General features: G+C 70.0%; 14 protein-coding genes. 8 read left to right on the forward strand and 6 right to left on the reverse strand.

Going from position 1 to position 15,908, the window contains the following annotated elements:
- Nucleotides 1-86: 86 nt before the first annotated feature.
- Nucleotides 87-2,888, forward strand: coding sequence for a M14 family zinc carboxypeptidase (locus ACZ6N8_RS25580; RefSeq protein ID WP_466013049.1), 2,802 nt, complete (start codon nt 87-89; stop codon nt 2,886-2,888).
- A 73-nt stretch (nt 2,889-2,961) separates the two neighbouring features.
- Here ACZ6N8_RS25580 and ACZ6N8_RS25585 read toward each other — a convergent pair whose 3' ends face one another.
- A complete protein-coding gene (locus tag ACZ6N8_RS25585) occupies nt 2,962-3,387 on the reverse strand; it encodes a hypothetical protein (RefSeq protein ID WP_466013050.1) in 426 nt (141 codons plus the stop codon).
- A gap of 246 nt (nt 3,388-3,633) precedes the next feature.
- Complete coding sequence (locus tag ACZ6N8_RS25590) at nt 3,634-5,700, reverse strand: cellulose binding domain-containing protein (protein ID WP_466013051.1); 2,067 nt, start codon at nt 5,698-5,700, stop codon at nt 3,634-3,636.
- 316 nt (nt 5,701-6,016) lie between these two features.
- Between ACZ6N8_RS25590 and ACZ6N8_RS25595 the strand changes: the two genes are divergently transcribed.
- From ACZ6N8_RS25595 to ACZ6N8_RS25620, 6 genes are all read left to right on the forward strand, one after another.
- Nucleotides 6,017-6,436 (forward strand): YbaB/EbfC family nucleoid-associated protein, encoded by a 420-nt coding sequence (locus tag ACZ6N8_RS25595; protein ID WP_466013052.1) that lies wholly within the window; start codon nt 6,017-6,019, stop codon nt 6,434-6,436.
- Nucleotides 6,423-6,737, forward strand: coding sequence for a type VII secretion target (locus ACZ6N8_RS25600; protein WP_466013053.1), 315 nt, complete (start codon nt 6,423-6,425; stop codon nt 6,735-6,737). Before ACZ6N8_RS25595 ends, ACZ6N8_RS25600 begins: the two co-directional genes overlap by 14 nt.
- A gap of 3 nt (nt 6,738-6,740) precedes the next feature.
- A complete protein-coding gene (locus tag ACZ6N8_RS25605; protein WP_466013054.1) occupies nt 6,741-7,937 on the forward strand; it encodes a WXG100-like domain-containing protein in 1,197 nt (398 codons plus the stop codon).
- Nucleotides 7,937-8,275, forward strand: coding sequence for a hypothetical protein (locus tag ACZ6N8_RS25610; RefSeq protein WP_466013055.1), 339 nt, complete (start codon nt 7,937-7,939; stop codon nt 8,273-8,275). Before ACZ6N8_RS25605 ends, ACZ6N8_RS25610 begins: the two co-directional genes overlap by 1 nt.
- Nucleotides 8,276-8,429: 154 nt before the next feature.
- The gene (locus ACZ6N8_RS25615) at nt 8,430-8,945 is read left to right on the forward strand and encodes a Uma2 family endonuclease (RefSeq protein ID WP_466013056.1); all 516 of its coding nucleotides are present in this window, start codon (nt 8,430-8,432) and stop codon (nt 8,943-8,945) included.
- Between the two features lie 37 nt (nt 8,946-8,982).
- A complete protein-coding gene (locus tag ACZ6N8_RS25620) occupies nt 8,983-9,690 on the forward strand; it encodes a SanA/YdcF family protein (RefSeq protein ID WP_466013057.1) in 708 nt (235 codons plus the stop codon).
- Nucleotides 9,691-9,696: 6 nt separating this feature from the next.
- On the opposite strand, the gene ACZ6N8_RS25625 is transcribed toward ACZ6N8_RS25620, so the two are convergent.
- Genes ACZ6N8_RS25625 through ACZ6N8_RS25640 form a run of 4 tightly spaced genes read right to left on the reverse strand, consistent with a single transcriptional unit; the run spans nt 9,697 to nt 13,909 of the window.
- Nucleotides 9,697-10,680: a LacI family DNA-binding transcriptional regulator gene (locus tag ACZ6N8_RS25625; RefSeq protein WP_387123790.1), complete on the reverse strand. Its 984-nt coding sequence runs from the start codon at nt 10,678-10,680 to the stop codon at nt 9,697-9,699.
- Nucleotides 10,681-10,732: 52 nt separating this feature from the next.
- Complete coding sequence (locus ACZ6N8_RS25630; RefSeq protein ID WP_364363611.1) at nt 10,733-11,569, reverse strand: carbohydrate ABC transporter permease; 837 nt, start codon at nt 11,567-11,569, stop codon at nt 10,733-10,735.
- The gene (locus ACZ6N8_RS25635; protein ID WP_466013058.1) at nt 11,566-12,564 is read right to left on the reverse strand and encodes a carbohydrate ABC transporter permease; all 999 of its coding nucleotides are present in this window, start codon (nt 12,562-12,564) and stop codon (nt 11,566-11,568) included. The genes ACZ6N8_RS25630 and ACZ6N8_RS25635 overlap by 4 nt, the downstream gene beginning before the upstream one ends.
- 52 nt (nt 12,565-12,616) lie before the next feature.
- Nucleotides 12,617-13,909 carry an extracellular solute-binding protein gene (locus tag ACZ6N8_RS25640; protein WP_364363605.1) on the reverse strand — a complete coding sequence of 431 codons (1,293 nt, stop codon included), beginning with the start codon at nt 13,907-13,909 and terminating at the stop codon, nt 12,617-12,619.
- 251 nt (nt 13,910-14,160) lie between these two features.
- Here ACZ6N8_RS25640 and ACZ6N8_RS25645 point away from each other — a divergent pair, with 251 nt between their 5' ends.
- Entirely contained in the window at nt 14,161-15,786 is a 1,626-nt protein-coding gene (locus ACZ6N8_RS25645; RefSeq protein ID WP_466013059.1) for a glycoside hydrolase family 43 protein, read from the forward strand.
- Nucleotides 15,787-15,908 lie beyond the last annotated feature (122 nt).

Raw genomic sequence — 15,908 nt, forward strand, 5'->3', positions numbered from 1 at the left:
AGTCGATCAGAGGCTTGACCACCCCGTCCGCCCGTCCATAGGCTCCGGCCACTGCGAGGCTTTCCCCCAAGAAGGGAACCCGAGACATGGCCCCATCGTCACGTCCGTTCTGGCCCCTCCCCCCGAAGCGGCTGGCGAGCGCCGCCACCGTCGCGCTCCTGCTCGGCATGACGCCCCTGCTCGGCGGCCCGTCGGCCGCCAGCGCCGCCCCACCATCGAGGTGCAGCACCGACCCGACCGCCCGGCTGAGCGGCGTACCCACCCCGGAGTCGGTGCTCGGCTTCCCGCTCGGGCTGGGCCAGGAGCGGGTCGTCACCAACGACGAGGTCCGCACCTACCTCGGGGCCGTCGACAGCGCCTCGGACCGCGTCGTCACAGGCGTGATGGCCACAAGCGTGCTCGGGCAGCCACTGCCGTACGCGGTGGTGTCCACCGAGCGCAACGTCCGGCCGGCCGCGCTGCGCGAGATCGCCGACAACGTACGCGACCTGCGTGATCCGCGCCGGACCAGCGCCCGCACTGCCGCCCGGACGGCGAAGGACAGCCCGGCCATCGTCTGGGTCACCGCGAACGTGCACGGCGGCGAGAAGAGCGGCACCGACGCCGCCCTCAAGACGCTGTACGAGTTGGCCGCCGGCCTGTCCTGCGAGGTCGCGCGGCGCAACGACAACCTGGTCACCATCATCGTGCCGACGCAGAACCCGGACGGCCGCGACGCGACGCGACGGCAGAACGAGTTCGGCTTCGACATGAACCGGGACTGGTTCGCCCGTACCCAGCAGGAGACCGACGGCAAGCTCGAACTGCTGCGCCGCTACCCGCCGCAGGTGTTCATCGACGCCCACGAGATGGGTGGCCGGCAGTACTTCTTCCCGCCCAACGCCGACCCGATCCACCACGAGATCGCCGGCGAGGCGGTGGACTGGATCAACCGGATCGGCGAGGCCAACAAGGCCGGCTTCGGCTACAACGGCGCCTGCGACGACACCGTCACCACCGAGTGCTACTTCAACTACGACACGTACGACATGTTCTTCATGGGCTACGGCGACACCGTGCCGACGACCGGCTTCGGCGCGGCAGGCATGACGTACGAGAAGGGCAGCGCGTCGGCTGTCGCGGACCGGGTGCAGCAGCAGTTCCACACCCAGTGGTCGACGCTGGGGTGGGCCGCCGCGAACAAGCGCGAGGTGCTCAGCGACTACTTCGACATCTGGACCGACGCGCTGGCCCAGGGCCGGGCGGGCACGCTGGAGCCGAACGAGGTGGTGCAGCCCACCAACGAGGTCCAGTTCCCGGTGCCGGACGTCACCATCCGCTCGTACTTCCTGCTTCCCGACCGGCAGCTCGCCGACGTCCGCCAGCTCGTCGAGCGGCTCCGCCGGATGGACGTCGAGGTGTACGAGGTACAGAAGGCCACCCGGGTGCCCACCGCGCGGATCTTCGGCGGGCGCAGCGCCACGAACGTGACGGTGCCCAAGGGCGCGTACTGGATCCCGATGGACCAGCCGCAGAAGCACTGGATCCAGGCGATCATGGGCGAGGACCCGTACGTCCCGTTCCCGTACTTCTACGACGTGTCGTCCTGGAGCAACCCGCTGCTGATGGGCGTCAACGCCCTCTACACGGGAGACGCCGTCCGGCCGAAGGCCCAACTGGTCCGCACGGTCTCCGGCGGCCGCAGCGGGTTGGCGTGGCCGTGGGGCTCGTACACGTACAAGCTGGACTCGGCGGCCGCCGCGGAGTTCACGTTCACCCTGCTGGGCAGCGACGTGCCGCTCACGCGTGACCTGGAGACCAACACGGTGGCAGTCGCGGCGACCAGGGTGAGCCGCACTGTCGACGACCTGGCCGAGTCGCTCGGCGTCACCCTGACCCCGGCGGGGCGGGTCACCGGCACCCGGCTGAGCCTTCCGGATGTCGGGCTGTTCCAGGGCACCGGCATCTCCACCACCTCCGGCTCGCACGGCGAGGCCCGGTACGTGCTCGGCAAGCGGTGGGGCCTCGACCTGAAGCCGGTCACCACCGCCGACATCAACGACAACACCGAGGCGTTCACCGGGCGTACGGTGCTGCTGGTCCCGGACGGCAGCAGCCCGACCGGCGGTCTCACCGCCACCGGGCAGGCCAACCTGCGGGACTGGATCGCCCAGGGCCACACGTACGTCGGGCTGCGCAACGAGGGCACCCGGCTGGCCCGCGCCGCAGGCCTCACGTCCACCACCGAGAAGACCAAACCGGCCGACTACCTGGTGATCGGCTCGCACCTGCGGGTCGACGTGGACACCGACAACCCGGTCGCCCTGGGCCGCCCGGCGGAGGACTTCGAGTTCAACAACAGCGACCCGATCCTCAACCCGAGCACCACCGGGACGAACGTGCTCACCTACCCGACGGACGACACGTTCTGGGCCAACGGCTACACCGTCGGCGCGGACACACTGAAGGGCACGGCGGCAGTGGTCGACGAGCCGACCGGCACGGGTCGGGCGGTGCTGTTCGCGTTCAATCCGCTCTTTAGGGCGTACAACGAGAATGGTCTGCACCTGGTGGCCAACGCGCTGCTCTACCCGACGGGCGCGCCGGACGCCCGGCGGACGACGGGCACCGACGCGGCGCGCGCCAGCGCCGCCGCCACGCCCGTGGCGGCGGACCTGGGCGGCGGGTGGCGGCCGATCACCGTCGAGGTGGCGTCGGCGGACCTGCCGCGCGCGCAGGCCATCGTCGGACGCTTCGCCACCGACGCCCGGGTGTCCGTGAAGGACGGTTCGGCGTACGTGGTGATCCCGAACCCGCAGGGACTCCAGGCCGACGAACACCCGTTCGCGAAGGATCTGGTACGCGCGCTGCGCAACGCCGGGGTGCCGCTGCGGTCCGTGGTCGCCTGACGGACCTGGCACGACAGAGCGCCCGTCCCCACGGTGGGGGCGGGCGCTCCGTCGTGCGCGCGGGTGATGGGGACTATGCGCCGAGCCGGCGGAAGACCTCACCACACACGTCGACGCAGTGCGCCAGCACCACGTCGGCCGTCCGCACCCCGGCCGTGGTGAACAGGAAGACCTCGCGGTCGACACGTTCGACCGACTCGGTCCACGGCGCGGCCGTCAGCACCTGCTCGAAGAGGTCGCTGCCGGGTCGGGACAGGCCGAAGACGCCGAGCTTGCCGTCGTCGAAGCTGAGCGTCCACTCCCGGCCGTCCCTGGTGGAGACGGCCAGATAGCCCGGCAGATCCTCCAGCGCCGGATCCTGCGGCAGGCGCGCGGCGGCCTCGGCCACCGCGGGTGACCCGGCCAACGCGTCACCGTCGAAGACGTCCCAGCCGTCGACGCGCTGCGGCTTGACACCGTCGACCGCGTAGTCAGGTCGGGACCGTTGCCACCAACTCATGGTCCTCACTATCGTGGCCCCGCCAAAATTTGGCCCTTGAATGGTTGGTTATCCACATCTGCGACCGACCATTGTCGGCCAGGCCGGGATCCACGCCTCGGCCTCGGTCGCGGCCGTCGAACGGCAGCGCCGGCGCAGGATCGCCGAAGCGGTCCGCCCCCGGGCGTGGACCAGAAAGGACCGGCCCGGTTGATCGGGTGGCCGACCGGCCCGACGAGCGGGCGGGGAGGCCACCCGACGGCAGCGTCAGCCGGTCGCGCACACGGTGCCGTTGAGGCTGAACGCCGTGGGGAGCACGTTGGGGCCGCTGTACGCACCGACGAAGCCGGCGCTCACGCTCGCACCCGGGGCGATCTGCCGGTTGTCGTCGGTCGGGGTGACCCGCACGGCGGTGCCGACCTGTTCCCAGGTGGCGCTCCAGCCGCTGCTCACCTGCTGCCAACCGGTCGGCCAGGTCCAGGTGAGCGTCCACCCACTGATCGGCTTCGTACCGTTGTTGGTGATCTCGACGCCGCCGATGTAGCCGTTGCCCCAGTCGTTGGCGGTGGTGAAGCGGACGGTGCACGCGCTGGCCGTCGGGCTTCCGGTGGCGAAGGTGAGCGGCGGAGAGGACCAGGACACCCGACCTGCGGTGTCCCGGGCCAGCACGTTGACCGTGTACCTGCTGCCCGGCACCAGGTTGCCGACGGTGAACGAGGTCGCGTTGGTCTCGCCCAACTGCTCGCTCACCGCGCCGTTCTGCCGGTACACCTCGTACTTGGCGATGGGGCTGCCGCCCGGGGTTGCAGCCGGCCAGGTGATCGTCGCGGCGCGGTCGGTGACGCCGCTCGCGGTGGGTTGGCCCGGGGCCGAGGGGCGCCCGGCGGACGTGCCGGCCGGTCGCAGCACGATAGTGGTCAACGAGTACGCCGGCAGTGTGCGGCTGGTCGCCGACCCGGACTGGCTGGTGGCGATGCCTGTGGCGCCGTTGGTGAATGTGGACACCGTCGGCGCGACTGCCGCCGGGGTGAACCCGGCGTAGTCGATGGTCACCGGGTGGTCGTTGTCCGGGTCCTTGTTCACCAGCAGCACGGCGAGGTCGCCGTTGCCCCGACGGACGGCGTGGGCGGTGACCAGGGGCTCATCGGTGCCCGCGCGCACGAACTGGTCGCCCGTCCGGGCGAACAACTTCATCATGCTGAGACCGTGGTACGGCGCGAACGGCGTGTTCAGCGGCGGTTCGCAGACCGAGCCGTCCTCGTTGCAGGAGCCGCTGGAGAGCATCCCGAAGTCGCCGTAGTCGGTCTGGCCGGCGACCTGCGTCACCGCGCCCAGCCCGTTGTGCACGTTCCACCACTGGACGGTGAAGACGCCGCTCTCCAGCAGCCCGCTGTAGACGTCGGCCAGGAAGAGCGCCGCCGGCTGGGTGGTCCGGCCCGCGTCGACGTTCAACTCGGTGAAGCTGATGCCGATGCGGTCCGCGTTCGCGCCCGCGTACCGGCTGAGCTGCTGCCGGAGCAGGTAGGTGGCGTCCGGAAGGTGGTTGACGCGGGACAGCGATTCGGCGGCGGTGCCACCTGGGTACCAGTGCACGTCCACGAAGTCGATCTTCGGGCCGGCGATGGAGAGCACCGTCTGGTTCCACGGGCCCGGGTCGCTGCCGGCGGTGATGCCGTCCGGCCAGTTGCCCGGCATCGTCAGCACCGCGCCCACCTTGATGCTCGGGTCGACAGCCTTCATGGCGTCGGCGTACTCGACGACCAGCCGCGCGTACTGGCTGGCGCTCTTGTCCGGGTGGTTGTCCGCCTCCCACGCCGAGCCGTAGTGGCCGTTGCCGTAGTTCTCGTTGCCGACCGTCCAGTAGCGCGCGCCGTAGCCCTTTGTCACGTTGGCGTACCGCACCCAGTCGGCGGCCTCGGCGGGCGTGCCGGTGCCGTAGTTCGCGATGATCATCGGCTGTGCGCCGACCCGCCGGGCCGCGGCCATGAAGGTGTCGAAGTCGGTGTTCGGTGCGACGTACCCGCCGGGCGCGGTGTGGTCCTTCCAGCGGTAGATGTCGGCGTACGAGCCGCCGGGGTAGCGCATCATCTGCACGCCGGCGTCGCGCAGCAGGTCCGACGTCTCGGCGGTGCCCAGGTTCTGGTCCCAGATGGCGTGGTTGACGCCCAACGCGGTGTCCGGCACCGTCGCCAGTCCCGCGCGGGCGTTGACGGTGACCGCGACGGCGGCCGGTTCGGGTGTCGCGCTGGCGGTCGATGGGGTGACGCCGGAGAGAGCGGTCGCGGCGAGCAGCAGGCTCGCCAGCACCGTCGCCCTGCTTCGGGGGATGCGCATGGCGGGGTTTCCTTCGCGGTGAACGACGGTGAGTCGCCCGGCCGGCAGGGCGCCCCGCGCAGGACGGGCGGACTCGTGGACGGACAGGCCCCGGTGCCCTGTCGCTGGTGCCCGTCCCCCGCGATCCGTGGTCGGATCCCGGTTGCCCAGTGGACGGCGTCGGCCCGCGCGTGGCCTGTAATCGACGGCCAAGAATGTCACGGCCGGATCGGGGACCTCAAGGGGCGCCGGGTCAACGGACCTCCGCGCCGAGCGGGGACACCACGCAGCGCCACTGGTTGGTAACGTGGCGGCGGTTACGCGGTGATGGTCGCCGATGTCCCGGGGGGTCGACGTGTGGGCCGATGATGCCGCGTTGGACGCGGCGGACCGCCGCCTCGACGAATGGGAGACGTCCCTGGCCGAGCGGGCCGCCCGCGCGCGAGCCCTCTCCACTCGACTGCGGCCGATCACCGGCACCGCCACCAGCGCCGACGGCGCCGTCGAGGTGACGGTCGACTCGAACGGCCTGCTGACCGACCTGCGCCTCGACGAACGGATCCGCCAGCAGCCCGCCACCCGCACCGCCCGGCAGATCACCGACACCACCCGCGCCGCCCACGCCGACCTCCTCAAGCGGGTCACCGACGCGACAGTCGAAACCCTCGGCGCCGGCGACCCGACCGGGCAGGCGGTCATCGACTCCTACCGGCGGCGGGTGGACCCGACCGAGGACGAACCGGATGCCCGACGCTGACGGCTTCCACGTCGATCCGGACGACCTCACCGCGCACGCCCGTCACACCGACCGCCTCGCCGACCGGGTCGACACCGCCCGTCGAGCTGGCCAGCACGTCCAGTTGGGTGCCGACGCGTACGGGCGGCTCTGCGCGATCATGCCCGCCCTCCTGGACGGTCTTCAGCGCACCCTGGTAGCCGGCATCGGCGCGGCAGCCGAGTCCGCGCGCGACACCTCCGACCGGCTACGCGTCAGCGCGGACCGCTACCGGGCATCCGACGCCCGCGCCGAACAACGCCTGCGCCGCCCACGGAGCTGACCCGTGACGGTCAACCCGCTCATCGGCACCGCCGCCGACACGACTCCCCACGCCTGGGCCGGCATCTGGATCTGCGAGGACATCGACCTCATCGCCCAGGGCATCCGGACCGGCAGCTGGATCGACGGCACCCTCGGTGTGGTCAGCGCCGGCCTCGACGCCCTCGCCCTCGTCTCCGACCCCCTCGGCGCGCTCCTGCAGTACGGGATCGCCTGGCTCATCGAACACGTCAAACCGCTCACCGAAGCCCTCGACTGGCTCGCCGGCAACCCGGCGGAGATCACCGCCCACGCCCAGACCTGGCGCACCGTCGCAGCCTCGCTACGCGACGACGCCACCGGGCTGGCCGCCGCCGTCCGCACCGACGTGCCAGCCTGGGGCGGCACCGCCGGCCCCGCCTACCGCACCTGGGCCGGAGAGCAGCAACAGGCCATCATCGGGCTCGCCCAGGGCGCCGACACCCTGGCCGCGATCACCGAAGGCGCCGCCGGCCTCGTCGCCGCCGTCCGGCTCCTCGTCCGCGACGCCATCGCCACCTGCGTCTCCCGCCTCATCGTGTACGCCGGCGAACTCGTCGCCACCGGCGGACTCGCCGCACCGCTCGTCGCCGAACAGGTCACGACACTTGTCGCGTCGTGGGGGGCACGGATCGCGCGGCTGCTCCGCGGACTGCTGGCCAGCCTCCGTCGACTCATTCCGATGATCCGCCAACTCGGTGGACTCATCGAGAGACTCCAACAGCTCCTCCGACGGCTCCAGAGAGGCGAACCGCCACCGGACCGAAACACCCCAGGATCCGATCCGCGTCACGAGACACCCGCCGCCTCTTTCAGGACGGAGCAGCAACGGATTCATGACCTCGGAATGGATCCGGCGACTGGGAAGTTCCGGCCCGGCGAGGCAGAGACAGCTGTCCGGTTGGAGCAGGAGCTGGGCGTAAGGCTGACCCGCGCTCCGGTGGGGTCGTCGGCGGACTGGCTCGACGAGGCCGGGCGGACCTACGATGCGGTGGGCAACTTTCCGGCGCAGTTCTTTGACCGCCAATGGCCCCAACTGCAGTATCAGATAGTGCGACACCTGGATAAGGCGGATCTGGTGCCGGTGGACGTCTCGAAGTTCACGCCGGCACAGGTAGCGCAGCTCGAACAGTTCGTCGCGGACCGAGGCCTCGGTCCGCGAGTGTTCCTCGTGGGGAGATGATGGCTGGCCTCATCGTGCTGAAACCCGGCGTCGACTGGACCGCGACGGGCGGCTTGTTCGACTGGACGCTCGAGTTCTTGATCTCTCGCCTCTCGGACAGGCAGGCCGCCGACCACCTACAGGAAATCGTCGACAACAATCTCGGTTCGCTCTGGGTCGACGATCTGCCCGCCCCGGCACGGCGCGAGATCGTCGGGCTGTGGCGGGACAGCCTGGTCGAGGCCGGCGAAGGGCAACTCCCCGACACCGAGCAGAAGGCTGACGTCATCCGGCACCTTCAGGAGCTGGTGGACGCCACCTACTCGGCCGGGTTCCCGGGACCGAATGATTCGGAGTAGTGGAGCCGCTGCCAGTCCGCAGACTGGCGGTAGGAGCCGCGACGACACACGTACGGAACGAGCGTCGAAGCGGCTCCCACCAGAGGTTTCCGGAGTTGAACGGTACGATGCGCCCATGAGCTCAGAGGCGGTTGGCAGGTATATGCCCCCGGTCGTGACGCTCGACGACCTCACAGCGATGATGGCCGCAGACGAGAACCACCGGTACGAAATCAGCCCTGAGGGAGTCGTCTCGATCATGCCGCCGCCGGGATATGCCCACGCGATCATCGCGACCCGGCTCATGGTCTGGCTCACGCAGGGCGGTGTCCCGGCCGACCGCGTCGCCCAAGCCGTCGGGCTGCGGATACCTGGCCGTGACGGCGGTGTCGGCGGACGAATCCCCGACCTCGTGGTCTGGAGCAAGCCGCAGGCCGATGGTGTCTGGTTGCCGGTCGCGGACGTGCTCCTCGTGATCGAGATCGTCTCGCCCGGCTCCGAGGGGGTCGACACGGTGACGAAGCGCAGCGAGTACGCCGCCGCGGGCATTCCCCAGTACTGGGTGGTAGACCAGGATGCGGCGCAGACCGTCACGATGCACCGCCTGGACGGCGGCGACTACGTGGCGCGCGCGACGATGCCACTCGCCTGGGTCCTCAACACCGGCCTGGATGAACACGACCTGGGCTGAACAACCCGTCCCGGTTATGACAGGAATGATTGGCGGCATGCGAGGACGACTGATCGCGGCCAGGCCGTGGTACGCGCAGCGCGGGCGGTTGGTGCGCCTCACGCTTCGAGCGCTCATCGCGGGTGCGGTGGTGCTGACGGCGGGCACGGTGGCCAGCGTGTCGTGGATCCGGGACACCGCCCAGGGGCATCTCTACGGCGAGGTCGACGTGCCGGAGGCGCCTGTCGCGCTGGTCCTGGGCACCAAGGTGGACGCGGACGGTAACCCGTCACCTGTGCTGGCGGCCCGGCTGGAGATCGCGCGGCGGTTGTTCGACGCGGGCAAGGTCCGGGCGATCCTGGTGTCGGGCGACAACATGAACGCCGACTACAACGAGCCCGCCGCGATGCGTAGCTGGCTGGTGGGGCGGGGCGTGCCGGCGGGCAAGGTGGTGCTGGACTACGCCGGGTTCGACACGTACGACTCGTGTGCGCGGGCGGAGCGGATCTTCGGGGTGCGGCGGGCGACTGTGGTGACCCAGTCCTTCCACCTTCCGCGCGCCGTCGCGCTGTGCCGGCGGCTCGGCATCGACGCCAACGGGGTGGGCGACGACAGCGCCAAGCGGTACGCCCACACGTGGTGGTTCAGCTCGTCCCGGGAGTACGGCGCCTCGGTGAAGGCGGCGGTGGATCTGCTGTCCGGTAGGGATCCAGCTCACCTCGGTCGCCGGGAGACCGGCGTCGACGACGCGCTGCGCGACGGCTGACGCGCGTCACGACCGGGGTGGCGCGGCGCTGTCCCGTTCGACGAGTTCGGTGGCGAGTTCGACGCGAGGGCTCTCGACCTTCTCTCCCCCGGCGAGCCGCAGGATGGTCCGCGCGGCCATCATGCCCATCTCGGCGAGGGGCTGGCGGACAGTGGTCAGCGGGGGCGAGCACCAGCGGACCTCGGGCAGGTCGTCGAAGCCGACGACGCTTATGTCGTCGGGCACCCGCAGGCCGCGTTTGCGGACCGCCTCGTAGACGCCCAGTGCCATCTGGTCGCTGGCGGCGAAGATGGCGGTGGGCGGGTCGGGCAGTGCCAGTAGCTGCGTGCCGGCGGTGTAGCCGGCCTCGTGGTAGAAGTTGCCGGGTCGGATGAGGGCGTCGTCGACGGCGATGCCTGCGGCGCCGAGGGCTGCCCGGTAGCCGTCCAGTCGGGCCCTGCTGCACGTCAGGTGCGGCGGCCCGGCGATGAACCCGATGCGGCGGTGGCCGAGCCCGATCAGGTACTGGTTGGCGCTGAGGCTGCCCGCCCAGTTGGTGGCGCCGATGGTCGGTGACTCCTGCGGGTCGACGCCGGCGGGGTCGATGATGACCACCGGAAGGTGCAGCCGGCGCAACTCGGCCTGCAGTGGCGGGTTCACCATCGAGGTCACGAAGATGACGCCCTCGGTGGATCGGGTACGCATGTTGTCGAGCCACTGTTTGGCCGAGGAGATGCGCCAGTGGATGGCGGAGACGACGGTCCCGACGCCGCTGCTGCGGGCGACGTCCTCCACGCCACGGATGATCTCCACGGCCCACGGGCTGTCGAGGTCGTTGAAGACCAGGTCGATGAGCGCGGCGTCGTCGCGCCGAGCCGGTGACCGCCGGCGGTAGCCGTGATGGTTGAGCAGGGCCTCGACGCGTTCCCGGGTGTCGGGGGCCACGTCGGAGCGCCCGTTGATGACCCGGGAGACCGTGGGCACCGAAACACCGGCCAGCCGCGCGATCATGGCGATGGTGACATTTCGGCCGTTGTCGGAGCCCACGGTCCGCCCTTCGTTCTCAGCCCTTGACGCTGCCGGTCAGGCCGCCGATGAGTTGGCGTTCGGCCACGGCGTAGAAGCCCAGCGCCGGGAGCATGGACAGCACGACGTAGGCGAGCACCCGTGCGGTGTCGTCCGCGTACTGACCCTGGAACGCCTGGACCCCGACGGGCAGGGTCCACCAGCTCTGGTCACTGAAGACGACCAGCGGGAGCATGAAGTTGTTCCAGCTGGTCACGATGGCCAGCACCGAGACGGTGGCCAGCGCGGGGCGGGCCATCGGCAGCAGGACCCGCCAGAAGAAGCCGAAGGAGCCGCAGCCGTCGAGAACCGCTGCCTCCTCGACCTCGGCGGGGATGGTACGGAAGAACTGTCGCAGGATGATGATGGTGATCGGCAGCCCGAAGGCGGCCTGGGGCAGGATGACGCCGAGCGGGTTGTCGAGCAGGCCCATGCCGCGCAGCAGGACGAACAGCGGCAGGATGGCCACCGCGAACGGGAACATCAGACCGATCGCGAACAGGGTGACCAGGAACTCGCGGCCCCGGAAGGCGTAGCGAGCGAAGACGAAGGCGGCCATCGCCGCCGCGCCGACGACGATGAAGGTGCTGGTCACGGCGATGAGCAGGCTGTTGCCGAGTTGCCGCCAGAACACCCCGTTGCCCAGGATCTCGAAGTAGTTCGGTACCCACGGGTCGGGCCAGCCCAGCGGGTTGGTGGACAACTGGCCGTTGTCCTTGAAGCCGCCGAGCACGCCGAAGTACACCGGAACGACGATGAGCACGCCGACGGCGATGCAGACGAGGTGCAGCACGACGCTGCGGGTCCGCTGGGCGCGACTCGCCGTGGCGGTCATCGCTGGCCTCCCTGGGTGGTGATCGCGCCCGCCGTGTCACGACGCAGGACGATGCGTTGGTAGAACAGGGCGAAGACGAGGCTCAGCAGGAACATCACGATGCTGATGGCGCTCGCATAACCGACCTCGAAGCGACGGAAGCCGAACTGGTACATCGTGACGGCCAGCGTCTCCGAGGAGTGGATCGGCCCACCACCGGTGAGCACCCACACCATGTCGAACAGTTGGATGGTGCCGATGACCGACAGGAAGATGCTGATGCGGATCGTCGGGCCGAGCAGGGGCAGGGTGACGTGTCGGAACGCCTGCCAGCCGGTGGCACCGTCGGTGACCGCTGCCTCGTGCAGTTCCTTCGGGATGCCCTGCCGGGCCGCCAGGAAGAGCATCATGTAGAGGCCGAAGTACTTCCAGGACACCACCAGGAAGACGGCGTAGAGCACGGTGTCCGGGTCGGCGAAGACGGTGCCCGCGTCGGCGCCCAGCCACTGGGCGACGCCCTCGCCCAGCCCTCGGTTCGGTGAGAACACCAGGGTGAACAGGACGGCCGTGGTGACCTCGGAGAGCACGTACGGGGCGAAGAAGATCAGCCGATAGATGGCCCGCCCGCGAAGTGGCTGATTGAGGAGCATGGCCAGGGCCAGCGCAGCAGGCAGCTGCACGACCAGGGACAGCACCACCAGAATCAGGCCACGCCACAGGTCGCCGCGGAACGTCGGGTCGCCGAAGGCACGGGTGTAGTTGTCCCACCCGATGAAGTTCTCCGGCAGGCCGAAGCCGTTCCACTTGAAGAAGCTGGCGTAGGCGGCCACCACGATGGGGGCGAGGACCAACAGCACGAACAGCGCCAGGGCAGGCGCCAGGAACACGGCGAGGACGCCGCCCCGGCCCGGCCGGGGCTGGCGGCCACGCTTGCGCGCGGTGCCCGGCCCCGGTGCCGGCGGATCGGTCGCCGTGTCGCCGCGCCTCAGGTCGGACACGGTCGATGGCCTGGTCATTCCTGCTCCACTCGGGTTCTACGGCCGGCTACGGACGGGTGACGGGTCACGATCAGGCGGTCTTTGCCACCTGCGTGATGTCCTTGACGATCGCCGCCGGGGACTTCTTGCCGGCGATGATCTCCGCGACGCTGTCGTTGATTTGCTGCCCGAGCGCGGGCGCGTACGCCTGGTCGAGGTAGAGCTGGAAGCCGGTGTTCTTGGACAGGGCCTCCGCGACGGCCTTGTTGTTGGGGTCGCTGATGGCGGAGGTGGCGTCCTTCACCGTGGGCAGCACCGCGCCGGTCTGCGCGGAGCGCTTCTGGTTCTCGACGCTGAGCAGGAACTTCAGGAAGTCGATGGTGGCGGCCGGCGCGTCCTTGCCGACGGCGAAGCCGTTGCCACCGCCGAAGACCTCGGTCGCCGCGCCCTTGCCGCCGTCCACGGAGGGGAACGGGAAGAAGCCGAGCTTGTCGCCGAGGCCCTTCTTGCTGGTGGAGCTGGACGCCTGCACCGCCGGCGCCCACTGCCCCATCAGCTCCATGCCGGCCTTGCCGTTGCCCATGGTGGCGGCCTGACCGTCGGGCGAGCCGAACTCCGCGCCGAGGAAGCCCTTCTGGAACGGCTGCAGGTCGACGAGTTCCTTGAGCCGCTCACCGGCGGCGACGAGGTCGGGGGTGTCGAAGTTCTTGCTGTCCACGGCCTTCTGCAACGCGTCGACACCGCCGATGCGCATCGCCAGGTAGGACCAGTAGAAGTGGGCCGGCCACTTGTCCTTGCCGGCCAGGGCGACCGGGGTGATGCCGGCAGCCTTGAGCTTGCGGACCGCGTCGAGCACACCGGTCCAGGTGGTGGGGGTCTCGGTGATGCCGGCGCGGGCGAAGAGTTCCTTGTTGTACCAGAACCCGACCATGCCGATGTCGAACGGAATGCCGTAGATCTTGCCGTCGATCGTGTACGGCTGCATGGCGGCGGGCAGGATCCCGGCGACCAGGTCCTTCACGTCGTCGGTGAGGTCCTTGACCAGGCCCGCGTCCACCTGCTGCTTGAGCACGCCGCCGCCCCAGGACTGGAACAGGTCCGGCGGGTCGCCGGCCTGCGTGGCGGTGGTGAGCTTGGCCTTGAAGGCCTCGTTCTCCAGCGGCTGGATGGTGAACGTGACGTTGCTGTGCGCGGTCTTGTACTCGTTGGCCATCGCCGCCCAGACCGGCAGCATCGGCTCGGTGTTCTGGATGTGCCACCAGTTGATCGTCTGCGGAGCGTTCGGGTCGGCCGACTCTCCATCACTGCACGCGCTGAGCAGGTAGGCGCCGGCGCCGGCGCCGGCGAGGCCGAGCAGCGTTCGGCGGGAAAGGTGCGCTGTCATGATCCATCCCTTCGGGGACTCACGGGTTGCTCGGAACGCCGGCCGAGCCGGCAAGGGTTCGAACCTGGATCTCCGGAACTTTCATTGCTTCGCCGGTATTACCGATCGATGGCGGGGACGCTACGAGCAGTTTCCCCACCGGTCAAGACCCTCTGTCCTATCGCGCGAAGACCGGCTAGCGTAGGCAGGACTTCCAGTCATCCTGGACCGCAAGTTTCCGGAAGTTTTCAGAGTCACCTAGAGGAGCCTTCGTGTCGACCGACACCGCTGACGTGGCGACCGCTGCCCGGTCGATCCGCAATCCCGTCCTCGCCGGGTTCCACCCGGATCCGTCGATCCTGCGCGTCGGCGACGACTTCTACCTGGCCACCTCGACCTTCGAGTGGTATCCGGGGGTACGGATCCACCACTCGCGTGACCTCGTCAACTGGCGTCCCCTCGGCGGTGTCATCACCGACCGCCGCCTGCTCGACCTGCGGGGCTGCGGCGACTCCAACGGGGTGTGGGCGCCCGACCTGACGTACCACGACGGCGAGTTCCACCTCGTCTACAGCGACGTGGCGAGCTTCGCCAGTGGCTACTGGGACCCGCAGAACTTCCTGGTCACCGCACCGGACATCGCCGGCCCCTGGTCGGATCCGGTGAAACTGCACGGCCGCGGTTTCGACGCCGCGCTGTTCCACGACGACGACGGCACCACCTGGCTGTTGAGCATGAGCGCGGACTGGCGACCCGGGCGGGACCGCTTCGGCGGCATCGAGATCCAGCAGTACGACAGGGCCACCCGCACCCTCGTCGGGAGGCCCCGCATCCTCTTCACCGGCACTCCGGTCGGGGTGACCGAGGGGCCGCACCTGTACCGCCACGAAGGCTGGTACTGGCTGATCACCGCCGAGGGCGGCACGAGCTGGGAGCACCAGGTGACCGTCGCGCGCTCGCGCGACCTGTTCGGGCCGTACGAGGTGGATCCGGACGGGCCACTGCTCACCTCGGTGGGCCGGCCGGATCTGCGGTTGCAGAAGGCGGGGCACGGCAGCCTGGTCCGTACGCAGGACGGCGAGTGGTATCTGGCGCACCTGGTCGGCCGCCCCTACTCCCCGCTGGGCAGTTGCGTGCTGGGCAGGGAGACCGCGATTCAGCGGGTCGACTGGCCGGCCGGCGGTTGGCCCCGGGTGCCGGGCGGGGTGCCCGCCGACGAGGTGGCCGCACCCGACCTGCCCACCCACCCGTGGCCGGCGGAACCGGCCACCGACCACTTCGACGACGCCGAGCTGGGGCACTGCTGGTCGACGTTGCGCCGGCCGGCCACCCCGGACTGGGTGGACCTGCGGACGCGTCCGTCACACCTGCGCATCCATGGTGGACAGTCGCCGGTCGGCAGGCAGGCGCCCAGCCTTGTCGCGCGGCGCGTCGGCGCCACCAGGTGTTCGCTGGAGACCGTCGTCGAGTTCGACCCGGTGGACCACCGCCAGCTCGCCGGAGTCACCGCCTACTACAACACCCTCAACTGGCACCACCTCTACCTGACCCGGGCGGACGACGGGCGCACCGTGCTGGAGCTGCTCAGCTCCGACAACGGGCGGCGCACCCCGTACCCCGAACTGACAGTCGACGCGAGCGGCGTCACCCGGGTCGGCCTGCGGGCGGTGTTCGACGGGCCTGTGGTGCGTTTCGACTACGACCTCGGTGCCGGTTGGCAGCGGCTTCCCGTCGACCTGGACGCGACGATCCTGTCCGACGAGCACGCCGCGTTGATCATCGACGGTGAGCCCGCGGCGTGGGGCTTCACCGGGGCGTTCCTCGGCCTCTGGGTGCAGGACCTCGGCGGCGACGGCGTGTACGCCGACTTCGACCTGGCCACCTACCGGGAGCAGTGACAGGCGCGTCGCCCCCGCCTGACCTGGGCGGGGACGACGCGCGCCGGGTCATCAACTGACTGAACAGGGCCCGTCACGCCTCGCGGTCATCGATTGACGAGGAATCGACGCACTGGTATCTG

The sequence above is a fragment of the Micromonospora sp. NPDC047521 genome (assembly GCF_055587305.1).

Coding starts and splice junctions, on each gene's coding strand:
- ACZ6N8_RS25600 (WP_466013053.1), top strand. CDS start 6,423: ATGCCCGACGCTGACGGCTTCCACGTCGATCCGGACGACCTCACCGCG.
- ACZ6N8_RS25580 (WP_466013049.1), top strand. CDS start 87: ATGGCCCCATCGTCACGTCCGTTCTGGCCCCTCCCCCCGAAGCGGCTG.
- ACZ6N8_RS25635 (WP_466013058.1), bottom strand. CDS start 12,564: ATGACCAGGCCATCGACCGTGTCCGACCTGAGGCGCGGCGACACGGCG.
- ACZ6N8_RS25585 (WP_466013050.1), bottom strand. CDS start 3,387: ATGAGTTGGTGGCAACGGTCCCGACCTGACTACGCGGTCGACGGTGTC.
- ACZ6N8_RS25610 (WP_466013055.1), top strand. CDS start 7,937: ATGGCTGGCCTCATCGTGCTGAAACCCGGCGTCGACTGGACCGCGACG.
- ACZ6N8_RS25625 (WP_387123790.1), bottom strand. CDS start 10,680: ATGATCGCGCGGCTGGCCGGTGTTTCGGTGCCCACGGTCTCCCGGGTC.
- ACZ6N8_RS25640 (WP_364363605.1), bottom strand. CDS start 13,909: ATGACAGCGCACCTTTCCCGCCGAACGCTGCTCGGCCTCGCCGGCGCC.
- ACZ6N8_RS25590 (WP_466013051.1), bottom strand. CDS start 5,700: ATGCGCATCCCCCGAAGCAGGGCGACGGTGCTGGCGAGCCTGCTGCTC.
- ACZ6N8_RS25630 (WP_364363611.1), bottom strand. CDS start 11,569: ATGACCGCCACGGCGAGTCGCGCCCAGCGGACCCGCAGCGTCGTGCTG.
- ACZ6N8_RS25620 (WP_466013057.1), top strand. CDS start 8,983: ATGCGAGGACGACTGATCGCGGCCAGGCCGTGGTACGCGCAGCGCGGG.
- ACZ6N8_RS25595 (WP_466013052.1), top strand. CDS start 6,017: ATGTCCCGGGGGGTCGACGTGTGGGCCGATGATGCCGCGTTGGACGCG.